Origin of the sequence: Dermacoccus barathri, assembly GCF_015070805.1 — a bacterium.
Lineage (GTDB): Bacteria > Actinomycetota > Actinomycetes > Actinomycetales > Dermatophilaceae > Dermacoccus > Dermacoccus abyssi.
Window position 1 is genome coordinate 203,822 of the sequence record NZ_JADCTK010000001.1, and the last position, 12,387, is coordinate 216,208.

Genomic DNA, 12,387 nt, shown 5'->3' on the forward strand with positions numbered 1-12,387 from the left:
CCCGCGTCACGCTCACGGGCGATCAGACGCCCGCGCCGCGCACCGCGACGTCGACGAGATCCCCGAGGCGGCGCGCCACGGATTCGACCTCGGCGCGTCCGGTACGCGTGCGGTTCAGCTCGAGCACCCCACCGGAGACGATGAGGCCCGCGGCGACGACGCTGCGCTCCGCGTCACCCCCCGCTGCGACGAGCAGCGCCGCGATGGCGTCCTCGAGACCGGCGACCAGCGCGACGACCTTCTCGCGATACGGCCCGGGCGCACCGAACAGCACCTCCCGTCCGACGACCATCGCGTTCTCGGGGTAGTCACGGGCCTGCTGCGCGAACGGTTCGAGCAGACGCAGGACGTGCTCGCGCACCCCACCGTCACCGGCGTCGTCGGGCAGGTGATCGTCGACGAGATCACGCCACTCGTGTTCGACGACCATCATGAGCAGTTCCGCCTTCGTCGGGGCGTACTGGAACACGGTGCCGGCGGCGACGTTGGCGCGCTTGGCCACCTCGGCCGTCGTCATGCGCTCGTACCCCACCTCACCGAGCAGGCTCTCGGCAGCCGCGAGGATGCGGGCCCGCTTGTCGGCCTTGTTGCGTGCGCGACGACCCTGCTGGTCCGCGCCGCTCGCGACGGGACGTCGGCGGGTCACGACCGTGGCGTCAGGCGTACCCGGCGTGGGGGCCGTCCTCATCGGTGCCGTCGAATCGGCCGACGGTGTCGCGGACGCGGCCGTGGCGCTGAGGGGAAGCGTCATGGATCGAAACATTACCCGGGCCGAAAGGCCCTGGTGGCGCCGCAAAAAATGAGTACAGTCAAAAATATCGGAAACGAAGGAGACACCATGGACACCATGAAGGCCGCACGCCTCGACGTCAGGCACCACACCCTGAACGTCGAGGAGGTACCCGTCCCGACGCCAGGGCCGGGCCAAGCCGTCATCGAGGTGAAGGCGGCGGGCGTCTGCCTGTCGGACGTGCACCTGCTCGAAGGGCTCATCGCGCCGCAGTTCCTCGACAGCGAGAAGGTGACGCTCGGTCACGAGGTCGCGGGCATCGTCACCGCCCTCGGTGACGGCGTGCCGACACTGCCCGGCATCGAGGTGGGCAGCCGCGTCCTGCTGCAGGCCGGCCACCGCCTCCCGAACGGCCGCATCCTGACGCGCGGTGTCGACTACGACGGCGGGTACGCCGAATACGCCGTCGCGCAGGCCGAGACGCTCGTCCCGATCCCCGGTGACCTCCCGTTCGAGCAGGCCGCCATCATCCCCGACGCCGTCTCGACGCCGTGGGCAGCCATCCAGACGAGCGGGCGCGTGCGCGCCGGGGAGGCCGTCGGCGTCTGGGGCCTCGGCGGGCTGGGCATTCACGCCGTGCAGTTGCTGCGTCTCATCGGCGCCTCCCCCATCGTCGCGATCGACCCGCTCGAGGCCGCCCGCGAACGGGCGCTCGCCGTCGGCGCCGACGTGGCGTGCGCCCCTGAAGACGCGGAGGACGCCGTCCGTCAGCTCTCGCCCCGCGGTCTCGACGTCGCGTTCGACTTCGCGGGCGTGGCCCCCGTGCGGGCCCAGGCGATGGCCTCCCTTGCGCCGCAGGGACGTCTCGTCATCGTCGGCCTCGCCGGGCGGCCCGTCGAGATTCCGTCCGACACCGCATTCGCCTACAAGCAGCTGACGCTGCGCGGTCACTACGGCAGCGAGGGAACGGACGTCCACCAGCTCGTCGCGTTGACCCGCACGAAGCGGCTCGACCTGTCGGCGTCGATCAGCGGGGTCTTCCCGCTCGAGGAAGCGCCCGAGGTGCTCGAGCGGCTTGCGCGCAAGGACGGCAACCCGATCCGTTTCATCCTGCAGCCCTGACGGCGCACGCAGCCGTCCGCTCACCCATCGTCCGGCGCGATGATCTCGCGCACCCGACCTCGAGGAGGTCCCATGTACTACAGCAGTGGAAACTACGAAGCCTTCGCCCGTCCCCGCCCGCCGAAGGACGCCGCGAGCAAGCACGCCTGGATCGTCGGCAGCGGCCTCGCGGGCCTCGCGGCGGCCGTCTTCATGATCCGTGACGCCGCCGTCCCCGGCGAGAACATCACGATCCTCGAGAAGGGCTCCCTCGCCGGTGGCGCCCTCGACGGGATCGAGGAGCCCGAGAAGGGGTTCGTCATCCGCGGTGGACGCGAGATGGAGAACCACTTCGAGTGCCTGTGGGATTGCTTCCGCACGATCCCCAGCCTCGAGGTCGAGGGCGCGTCCGTGCTCGACGAGTTCTACTGGCTCAACAAGGACGACCCGAACTACTCGCTGCAGCGCGCCACCGTCGAACGCGGCCAGGACGCGCACACCGACGGGTTGTTCACGCTGAACAAGAAGGCGCAGAAGGACCTCGTCAAGGTGTTCCTCGCGACGCGCGAGGAGATGGAGAACAAGCGCATCGACGAGGTGTTCGGCCGCGACTTCCTCGACAGCAACTTCTGGCTCTACTGGCGCACGATGTTCGCGTTCGAGGAATGGCACAGCGCACTCGAGATGAAGCTGTACCTGCACCGCTTCATCCACCACATCGGCGGACTGCCGGACTTCTCGGCGCTCAAGTTCACCAAGTACAACCAGTACGAGTCGCTCGTGCTGCCGATGACGAAGTGGCTGAGCGAGCAGGGCGTGCGTTTCCAGTACGGCACGGAGGTGACGGACGTCGAGTTCGACCTGACGGCGTCGGCCAAGCGCGCGACCCGCATCGAGTGGACCCGCACCGGTGAGCACGCCGGTGACACGGGCGTCGACCTCGGGGAAGACGATTACGTCCTGATGACGATCGGCTCACTCGTCGACAACTCCGACGAGGGTGACCACCACACCGCCGCGACGCTGAACCGCGGCCCTGCGTCGGCGTGGGACCTGTGGAAGAAGATCGCGCGCAAGGATTTGTCGTTCGGGCGCCCCGAGGTGTTCTGCAGCTCCATCGACGAGACGAAGTGGGAGTCGGCGACCGTCACGACGCTCGATGAGCGCATCCCCGAGTACATCCGGCGCATCGCCAAGCGCGACCCCTTCAGCGGACGGGTCGTGACGGGCGGCATCGTCACCGTCAAGGATTCAAGCTGGCTCATGAGCTGGACGGTGAACCGCCAGCCGCACTTCAAGAAGCAGCCGAAGGACCAGATCGTCGTGTGGGTCTACAGCCTGTTCGTCGACACGCCCGGCGACTACGTCAAGAAGCCGATGAGCGAGTGCACCGGCGAGGAGATCACCGCCGAGTGGCTCTACCACCTCGGTGTGCCCGAGGCTGACATTCCCGAACTCGCGGCGACGGGCGCGAAGTGCGTACCGGTCATGATGCCGTACGTGACGTCGTTCTTCATGCCCCGCAAGGCCGGTGACCGCCCTGACGTCGTGCCGGAGGGCGCGGAGAACTTCGCCTTCATCGGCCAGTTCGCCGAGACGAGCCGCGACTGCATCTTCACGACCGAGTACTCGGTGCGCACCGGCATGGAAGCCACCTACCAGTTGTTCGGCGTCGAGCGCGGTGTTCCCGATGTGTTCAACTCGACCTACGACGTGCGGACGCTGCTCGACGCCTCGGCGCGCCTCAAAGACGGCGAGAAGACCGAGCTGCCCGGCCCCGCCGTACTGCGCCGCAAGATCGCGAAGGGGCTCGACTCCACCGAGATCGGCGTGCTGCTGCGCGAGCACGGCATCCTGTGACGGCGACCTGACGCCCGCATCGCGCGCCGAGGCCCTCATCCCGAGTCGGGGATGAGGGCATCGGCCATGCAGGTGTTGTACGACGACGGTGTGGCGCTGCGTCGCGCGCTCCGGAGGGTGCGACGTGCGTCTGACGAGCTCGGGCTCAGCGGGTGCCGTACGGCACGAGCGAACGCCCGGTCGAGCGCGGGCGCGGTCGTTCGCCGGGCCGCAGCGCGACGATGCCGTCGCGCCCGGCCGCGAAGACGCGCGTGTGAGAGCGCGATTCGAGCGCGTCGCGGTACTGCGCGTTCTGTTCGCTCAGCTCCTCGATCCGCGCCCGCAGCGCCGCGACCTGGTGCTCAAGCTCCATGATGCGCTGGATGCCGGCGAGCGAGACGCCCTCCGACGACAACTCCTGCACCTGACGCAACTGCGCGATGTCGCGCATCGAGTAGCGGCGACCGCCGCCACCCGTGCGTTCGGGGGTGACAAGCCCCAGACGGTCGTACTGGCGCAACGTCTGCGCGTGCATGCCCGCCAGTTCGGCCGCCACCGAGATGACGTAGACCGGCTTGGACGGGTCGGCACGCACGAAGTCGGCCTGCCCGGAGCGGAAACCACCGCTCTCGCGCGGTGTCACGACGCGGCCTGACGCGCCTTAGCGAGCAGCTCTTCGCGCGGGTCGGCTTCGCCCGCCGCGAGGGTCTCGACAGCCTGACGCTGCTCGTCGGTGAGCTCCTTCGGCACGACGACGTGAACCTTCGCGATGAGGTCGCCGGTCGCCTTCTTCGTCTTCACGCCACGGCCCTTGACGCGCAGGCTGCGGCCCGAGGGCGTGCCGGGCGCGACGCGGACCTTGACGCTCTTGCCGTCGAAGGTGGGCACCTGCACCGTGGCGCCGAGGGTCGCCTCGGCGAACGTCACGGGCAGCTCGACGGTGAGGTTGTCACCGTCGCGGCCGAAGATCGGGTCGGTGCCGACGCTGACGTGCAGGATCATGTCGCCGTTCGGGCCACCGCCGAAGCCGGCACGGCCCTTGCCGCGCAACCGGATCTTCTGCCCGTCCTTCACCCCGGCCGGAATGCGCGCGGTGAAGCTCTGGCCATCGGCGTCGCTGATGCGCACCTCGCTGCCCTCGACGGCCTGACGGAACGTGATCGAGGCGCGCGCCTCGACATCCTGGCCACCGCGCGGCTGCGCCTGACGCTGGTAGCCGCCCCCACCGGGGAACCCTCCGCCGGAGAAGCCACCACCGGCTCCGCCGAACTGTGCGAGCAGATCCTCGAGGTTGAGGCCCTGCTGACCGGCGCCACCCGCCGAATACGTGCGGGCGCCACCACCGCCGCCACCGAACATCGAGGAGAAAACGTCCTCGAAGCCGCCGGCTCCCCCGGCGCCGCCGCCGAAGCGGGCACCGCCGCGCGCCATCTGGCGAACGGCGTCGTACTGCTGACGCTGCTCGGGGTCGGCGAGCACCTGGTGAGCCTCGCCGATGTCCTTGAACTTCTGCTCCGCGGCAGCGTCACCGGGGTTCTTGTCCGGGTGCCACGTGCGGGCGAGCTTGCGGTAGGCCTTCTTGATCTCGTCCTCGCTCGCGTCCTGCGCGACACCGAGAGTGGCGTAGAAGTCCTTCTCGAACCAGTCCTGACTGGCCATGCGCACCTCCTGATCTGTGTGATGGCGCGTCGTCCGGCGTCCGGGACGCTGGGGGCGCGTATCGCGTGCGCGTGCGAAAGATGAATGTGGTCGAGGTGAGCGAGTCGCTCACCCGTGGTGGCGTGGGACCGAACGGTTCGTGCGGCCCCACGCCGACGTGGTTCGGCGTCAGCCTGCCACCGAGACGCGGGCGGCGCGCACGACGCGCTCACCCACCTTGTAGCCGGGCTGCAGCACCTGGACGACGAACGTTCCGTCGACGCCCTCGGGTGCCTCGGCCTCGACGTGCATGAGGGCCTCGTGGACGTTCGGGTCGAACGCTTCACCGGCCTCGCCGAAGCGAGCGACACCGTAGCGGTCGAGCGTCGTCTCCAGCTTGGAGGCGATCTTGCTCATCGGGCCGTCGGTGAGGTCGCCGTGCTGGCGGGCGAGCTCGATGTCGTCGAGCACCGGGATGAGGGATTCGACGACCGAACCGATCGTCGTCTCCTTCTCGCGGGCCCGGTCACGCTCGACGCGGTTGCGGTAGTTGACGTACTCGGCCTGCAGACGCTGCAGGTCGGCCAGGCGCTCGGCCGCGAGCTTGGTGTCGGGGTGCTCGTTCTCCTCGACGCTCTCGCTGGACTCGCCCGCGACCTCGTCCGGCGTCGACGCCGATTCGGCCTCGTCGGCCTGCTGCTGAAGGTTCTCGCCGGCCGCGTCCTGCGCGGACGCCTTGACGTTCTTCGTGTTCTTGCCGCCGGGCAGGTCGTCGCCGACACCGCCGGCGAACGAGTTGTCACCCTCGCCCGGTGCGGGGTTGTTCTGTGCGTCCGTCATGTCGGACTCCTTCCTGCCACGCGGGTGATCCGGGTGGCACAGCGGCCGGTGAGCTGCCTGTGGGCAGCCCACCGGCCGTGCAGATCCGTGTCGTGCCGAGCCATGGCTCGACGATGTGAGGGCCCGGGTGGAGACCGTCACCGGCCTCCACCCGTCACCGCATCACTTCTTGGTGTCGTCCTCGTCGTCGACGACCTCGGCGTCCACGACGTCGTCGTCGCCACCGGACTGGGGCTGCTCCCCGGCAGCACCCTCAGCACCGGCGTCGCCGGCCTCGGCGCTCGCGGCGTACATCGCAGCGCCCATCTTCTGGCTGGCCTCGGACAGCGCCGTGGCCTTGGCGTTGATGTCCTCCGGCGTCGCGGACGACTCCGGCTTCAGGGCCTCCTTGAGCTCGGCGAGGGCGCTCTCCGTGGCGGACTTCTCGTCAGCAGGCACCTTGTCGCCGTTCTCCTCGAGGAACTTCTCCGTCGAGTAGACGAGAGCCTCACCCGTGTTGCGAGCCTCAGCCTCCTCGCGACGCTTCGCGTCCTCGGCGGCGTGCTCCTCGGCCTCCTTGACCATGCGCTCGATGTCTTCCTTCGGCAGCGCGGAGCCACCGGAGATCGTCATCGACTGCTCCTTGTTCGTGCCACGGTCCTTCGCGGAGACGTGGACGATGCCGTTGGCGTCGATGTCGAACGTGACCTCGATCTGCGGCACGCCACGGGGAGCCGGGGCGATACCGGTGAGCTCGAAGTTACCGAGCGGCTTGTTGGCCTTGGCGATCTCACGCTCACCCTGGAACACCTGGATGTCGACCGACGGCTGGTTGTCCTCAGCCGTGGAGAACACCTCGGTGCGCTTCGTCGGGATGGCCGTGTTGCGCTCGATGAGCTTGGTGAACAGGCCACCCTTCGTCTCGATGCCGAGGCTCAGCGGCGTGACGTCGATGAGGAGGACGTCCTTGCGCTCACCCTTGAGCACACCGGCCTGCAGGGCAGCGCCGACGGCGACGACCTCGTCCGGGTTGACGCCCTTGTTCGGCTCCTTGCCGTCGCACAGCTTCGTCACGAGCTCCGTGACGGCCGGCATACGCGTGGAACCACCGACGAGCACGACGTGGTCGATCTCGCCGACCTTGACGCCCGCGTCCTTGAGGACGTTCTCGAATGGCTGCTTCGTCCGCTCGAGCAGGTCCGAGGTCATCTTCTCGAACTGCGCGCGGGTGATGGTCTCCTCCGCGTGGATCGGGCCGTTCTCGCCCATCGACAGGTACTGGAGGGAGACGTTCGTCGAGCTGGAGCTCGACAGTTCCTTCTTGGCCTGCTCCGCGGCGTCACGCAGACGCTGCATGGCGATCTTGTCCTTGGACAGGTCGACGCCCGACTCGCTCTTCACCTTGTTGACGAGGTGGTCGACGATGCGCTGGTCCCAGTCGTCACCGCCGAGCTTGTTGTCACCGGAGGTGGCGCGCACCTGGATGGTGGCAAAGCCGTCCTCCTCGTCCTTGCCGACCTCGAGGAGGGAGACGTCGAACGTACCGCCACCGAGGTCGAAGACCAGGATGAGCTCGTCTTCCTTGCCCTTGTCGAGGCCGTAGGCCAGAGCAGCAGCGGTGGGCTCGTTGACGATGCGCAGGACGTTGAGGCCCGCGATCTCGCCGGCCTCCTTCGTGGCCTGACGCTCGGCGTCGTCGAAGTACGCCGGAACCGTGATGACGGCGTCCGTGACGTCCTCACCGAGGTAGGACTCCGCGTCGCGCTTGAGCTTCATGAGCGTGCGGGCCGAGATCTCCTGCGGCGTGTACTTCTTGCCGTCGATCTCCGTCGTCCAGTCCGTGCCCATGTGGCGCTTGACGGAACGGATGGTGCGGTCGACGTTCGTCACGGCCTGACGCTTGGCGATCTCGCCGACGAGAATCTCGCCGCCCTTGGAGAACGCGACGACCGACGGGGTGGTGCGAGCGCCTTCGGCGTTCGCGATGATCTTGGGCTCGTTACCTTCGAGGACGGCAACGGCCGAGTTGGTGGTACCGAGGTCAATACCTACTGCGCGACCCATGAGGGATGCTCCTTCGTGTTGCTCACGACGACGCCGGGCCGCATGACCCGAGCCGTCAGGTTGACTGATGCTGACTCAACTCCGGTTGGTCTGCAGTGTCAATCCCAGACTCACCAAAGTTGCTCTTATCTGACTCAACTTTCGTGAGCGGTGGATCATTCCCGGGTGCCGAAGGATCTTTTTCAAGAAAATTTTGTGGGTTCCGGCGTAACTTGTCATTCTCCTATCTTCTTGTCACGGCGTGTCACGTTCCTGCCAAGTTGTCACCAGAGGATGCTGTGGGCGTGGTCACAGCACGTGACGTTGACGTGATCGTCGAGTTCGCGCCCGCCGACGGGGCGCCGATCGGAACTGCCTTGGCAGATGCCTCGGCAACGGCCATCGTCCAAGGCATGCCAGTGCGGCGGTTCGGCTCCTACGCCGGGATGCGCCACTACCCCGGCTGGTGGTGGTCCTCAACCAACAAGGACCTGGTGGGCTACGAGAGCCTGCTGGAGCGAGACCGATTACTCGTCGCAGACTTCGATCCAGCCGTGAAGGGCATCGCGAGCCAGCCTTTCGGCATCACCGGACTGGTGTCCGGCAGCGAGCGTCGACACGTGCCTGACTACCTCTTGGTAGGGACGGACGATCCAACGGTCGTCGACGTCAAGCCGGCTCGACTGCTCGACCGACCGGAAGTCAGCGAGATCATGGAATGGACGGCAACAGTCATAGCGCAACGGGGATGGCGCTACGAGATATGGAGCGGGGAAGATCCACGGCTCCTCGAAAATCTGCGCTTTCTCGCCCAGGGGCGCCGTTCCCAGGTCGACGAGGAAGCGCTCTGCGCGCTCCGCGAGTCAGGGCTGGTGGGCCTGTCCTTGAAGGCGACCTTGGCCCGGGCAATGCGTCAAGGTGCCGCCTCGCCCGGCCTTTTGCGCGCTGCGTTGCTGCGTCTGCTGTGGCTCCAGGAGTGGGTGATCGACCTTTCCGTGCCACTCACGCACGAGGCCATCATCAGCCAGATCGAGGAGCCAGCATGAGTGGCGACGTACTGGACGTTCGGGTGGGTTCACGCCTGTGGTTCGACGGCGCTGTCTGGACGGTGTGCCGCCTGAGCGGGGCGACCGTGCAGCTCACAGACGACGGCCAGTATCGGACGGTCGCTATCGATGATCTGATGCATCACGCACACGGCATCGACGACCCCAGCGCCACGCCGCCTGCCCGAGACGAGACGTTGTCCTCGACGACACTTGCCTCGCTGACGACCAAGCAGCGACAGGCCATCGAGGAGCAGTTCGAGGTACTCGGCCCACTTCTAGCCGCGCATGAGGACAGCGGACGCATCGAAGGACTGGACGAAGCCGCCGCCCGACTTCGTATTTCCACGCGCACGGTCCGGAGGCGCCTGGAACGGCTGCGTCAGTTGGGCCCGGCCGGCCTGCTGGATGAACGTCTGATCAATCAGAGACGCACCTCTGTTGACCCTCGCTGGGACGAGGCCTGCATCGCCGTGCTCGATGACTTCACGAACCGCGCCAACCCTTCACGCCAGACCGTCATCCGGCGCGCCAATTCGGCGTTCCTTGAACAAGTGCCTGACGGGCGCACGCCCAGCCAGTCGGTCGCCTACGTGCGGGTCGCAGAACTCGACAAGGGGCGGTACACCTTCGGTGAGGCGAAGCAGCGACGGTCGGTGTCGAAGCGCCCGCAGGGGGTGCTGGGGCAGCTGCGGCCCAAGCGTCCGGGTGAGTACATCCTGATGGACGGCTACAGGCTGGATGTGTTCGCGATGGAGCCGGTGACGATGCGGTGGGTCAACACCGAGCTGACGGTGGCGATGGACCTGTACGACCGGTCGATCAAGGGCATCCGGCTGCGTCCCGTGGCTGCGAAGTCGGCGGACGTGGCCAGCGTGCTCTTCCAGTGCCTGACCCCGCAGGTCTGGGGTCGAGGCGCAGAGGCGGCCAAGGGTCCGTTCAGCGGTGTCCCGGAGCACGTCGTCTTGGGCTCGGAAGGGGTCTTCCCGGACACGATCGTGATCGATCACGGCAAGGTGTACATGTCGCAGCACACGTTCGGGGTGTGCCGCCGTCTGGGGATCTCGATCCAGCCGGCCATCCCGAACAAGCCGACCGACAAACCCGCACTGGAACGATTTTTCCGCACCCTTCGCCTGTCCCTGCTGGACCAGCTGGAGGGCTACAAGGGCCCCAACGTGTACGAGCGGGGCAAGGACGTGGAGAAGGGCGCGTTCTACTACGTCAGCGAGCTGGAACAGCTCATCCGCGAGTGGATCGGGGAGGTCTACCACCGCACCGCGCACCGGGGGCTACGAGACCCCCTGCTGCCGAAGGTTGACCTGTCACCGGAGGAGATGTTCAACCGCGGGATCGAGGTCTCCGGGTTATTGCGGCTACCGGCGGCGGAGGATCTGCGCTACGAGCTGCTGGAGGTGGCGTGGCGCCAGATCCACCACTACGGCATCGACATCGACGGACGCCGTTACGACGGCGAGGCATTGAACCTTTACCGCGGACGCCGTTCCGACCACGGCGGCGCGCATGCCGGCAAGTGGCCCTTCCACGTCGATGTCGACGACATCCGCAAGGTCTACTTCCAAGACCCCGAGGACAAGGCCTGGCACCCGTTGCAGTGGCGTCTGGCCCCGGGCATTACAGCCCCGTTCAGCAAGGACGCTGCGGACTACACCCGCCGGGTCAGTGTCCGCGCCAACCGGCACGTCGACCCGCAGCAGGCCGTCCAGGACCTGCTGGTGCGGTGGCAACGCGACGAGGTGCTCGGGCGGCGCGAGAAGGTCCTGGCCCAGCGCCTAGCGGCCCAAGAGGACGTCGAATCCAGGCTCCCGACACAGACAGACAGCCAGTCACCGGACGTCATCGACTTCATGACCCGACGAGCCGAGCGCGACCGGGATCGACATGACCACCCTTCCGACCTGGACGTCTTCGAGCGGTACTACGAGGAGCGCCCGAACGACGGCGGCCTGGAGGTGTTCGACGAATGAGCAAGGACCAGCCCTCCCCCATCCCCGTGGGCTCGCTGGAACGGCGGACCCACGAGGACGGAGGAGATGATGCCTCTTCGGCGAACCCGTGGGCTGAATGGCTGACGCTGCACGGCACCTCCAGGTACAGCCTCGGCACGAAGCGCGGCTGGATTGACTTCGTGAACGGCGCCCCCCGCGAGGACTTCGCCACTCTTTCGCGCTCTGAGATGGATGAGCTCGACGGCGAGTCCTTGGTGGACTACAACGAGGTCCGAGGCGTGTGGCACGCCAACGCACCCGTGATCAAGACGCCACAACTTCAGCGTGTGAACGGCATCTTCGAGCAGGTCTTGGCGTCATCGCATCGTGACGGGGACAGCCTGCGCGGGTCGGTGTTGTTAGACTCGCTCCCGGGCCTCGGAAAGACGACCGCTGCCACGCGCTTCGGTCGCACCTTTGATCGTCGACAGCGCCGTCGCTACGGGCATCTCACAGCCTACGGGAGCCCGCGTCTGCCTGTCGCGTTCATCGCCCTCACGGCGAACATGTCCCTGAAGAACCTCAACCAGAAACTGCTGCGCTTCTACGACCACCCAGCAGCAGGACGCGCTACCCGCGCCGAATTGGGAGACCTCGCGGTGGACTGCGTTGCCACGGCCGAGACCCGCTTGATCATCCTGGATGACCTGCACTTCATCAACTTCAACCATCGCAACGGGATGGACCTGAGCAACCACCTCAAGTGGCTCGCCAACGAGATGCCAGCCACCTTCGTCTACGTCGGCGTCGGGCTCTCCCAGAAGCAGTTCTTCGACGAAGGACTGCACCACAGCGAGGCGGCCTACGCCCAGACGAGTCGCCGGGCTACGCGGTGCACGATGGCCCCCCTTCAACATCAAGACCGACGGTGGGATGCGGGCCTGGGTAGCGATGCTTCAGGTCTTTGAGGGTCGCATCAAGCTCGCAGACGCCCAGCCCGGTTGTCTCACCGAGCAGGCGCAAGAGATCCTCCGCCGCACCCAGGGCTACATGGTCTCTGTCACCAACTTGATCGACCGTGCTTGCAGTCTCGCGATCAGCACAGGAGCCGAAACCATTGACTCGCGAATCCTCGCTTCCGTCGTCGTCGACAACGCCGCCGAGGACGCCAGTACGGGCTGACCCGGCCACAGAATACCTCCGAGATCTTGTCCCGGCCACT

The 12,387-nt window shown here is 67.1% G+C and carries 11 protein-coding genes; 6 read left to right on the top strand and 5 right to left on the bottom strand.

The features are described from left to right. Nucleotides 1-22: 22 nt before the first annotated feature. Nucleotides 23-751 carry a TetR/AcrR family transcriptional regulator gene (locus IM689_RS00970; protein ID WP_193642515.1) on the bottom strand — a complete coding sequence of 243 codons (729 nt, stop codon included), beginning with the start codon at nt 749-751 and terminating at the stop codon, nt 23-25. A gap of 87 nt (nt 752-838) precedes the next feature. Between IM689_RS00970 and IM689_RS00975 the strand changes: the two genes are divergently transcribed. Beyond that, nucleotides 839-1,852: a zinc-binding dehydrogenase gene (locus IM689_RS00975; RefSeq protein ID WP_193642516.1), complete on the top strand. Its 1,014-nt coding sequence runs from the start codon at nt 839-841 to the stop codon at nt 1,850-1,852. A gap of 72 nt (nt 1,853-1,924) precedes the next feature. After that, nucleotides 1,925-3,691 (top strand): oleate hydratase, encoded by a 1,767-nt coding sequence (locus IM689_RS00980; RefSeq protein WP_193642517.1) that lies wholly within the window; start codon nt 1,925-1,927, stop codon nt 3,689-3,691. Between the two features lie 145 nt (nt 3,692-3,836). Here the strand turns inward: IM689_RS00980 and IM689_RS00985 are convergent, their stop codons facing one another. The 4 genes from IM689_RS00985 to dnaK all read right to left on the bottom strand — a co-directional run bounded on the left by IM689_RS00985 (nt 3,837) and on the right by dnaK (nt 8,191). Next, nucleotides 3,837-4,313: a heat shock protein transcriptional repressor HspR gene (locus IM689_RS00985; RefSeq protein WP_370448525.1), complete on the bottom strand. Its 477-nt coding sequence runs from the start codon at nt 4,311-4,313 to the stop codon at nt 3,837-3,839. Further along, nucleotides 4,310-5,329, bottom strand: coding sequence for a DnaJ C-terminal domain-containing protein (locus tag IM689_RS00990; protein WP_129664115.1), 1,020 nt, complete (start codon nt 5,327-5,329; stop codon nt 4,310-4,312). The genes IM689_RS00985 and IM689_RS00990 overlap by 4 nt, the downstream gene beginning before the upstream one ends. A 168-nt stretch (nt 5,330-5,497) precedes the next feature. Next, on the bottom strand, nt 5,498-6,148 hold the full coding sequence (locus IM689_RS00995) for a nucleotide exchange factor GrpE (RefSeq protein ID WP_193642518.1): 651 nt from the start codon (nt 6,146-6,148) through the stop codon (nt 5,498-5,500). Between the two features lie 162 nt (nt 6,149-6,310). Continuing rightward, nucleotides 6,311-8,191 (bottom strand): molecular chaperone DnaK, encoded by a 1,881-nt coding sequence (dnaK, locus tag IM689_RS01000; RefSeq protein ID WP_193642519.1) that lies wholly within the window; start codon nt 8,189-8,191, stop codon nt 6,311-6,313. 284 nt (nt 8,192-8,475) lie between these two features. Here dnaK and IM689_RS01005 point away from each other — a divergent pair, with 284 nt between their 5' ends. Genes IM689_RS01005 through IM689_RS14485 form a run of 4 tightly spaced genes read left to right on the top strand, consistent with a single transcriptional unit; the run spans nt 8,476 to nt 12,347 of the window. Then, on the top strand, nt 8,476-9,216 hold the full coding sequence (locus IM689_RS01005; RefSeq protein WP_193642520.1) for a TnsA-like heteromeric transposase endonuclease subunit: 741 nt from the start codon (nt 8,476-8,478) through the stop codon (nt 9,214-9,216). Further along, entirely contained in the window at nt 9,213-11,204 is a 1,992-nt protein-coding gene (locus tag IM689_RS01010) for a helix-turn-helix domain-containing protein (protein ID WP_182434788.1), read from the top strand. Before IM689_RS01005 ends, IM689_RS01010 begins: the two co-directional genes overlap by 4 nt. Then, the gene (locus IM689_RS01015) at nt 11,201-12,133 is read left to right on the top strand and encodes an ATP-binding protein (protein WP_227484345.1); all 933 of its coding nucleotides are present in this window, start codon (nt 11,201-11,203) and stop codon (nt 12,131-12,133) included. The genes IM689_RS01010 and IM689_RS01015 overlap by 4 nt, the downstream gene beginning before the upstream one ends. Then, entirely contained in the window at nt 12,117-12,347 is a 231-nt protein-coding gene (locus IM689_RS14485; RefSeq protein ID WP_227484447.1) for a hypothetical protein, read from the top strand. Before IM689_RS01015 ends, IM689_RS14485 begins: the two co-directional genes overlap by 17 nt. The last annotated feature ends 40 nt before the right edge of the window (nt 12,348-12,387 follow it).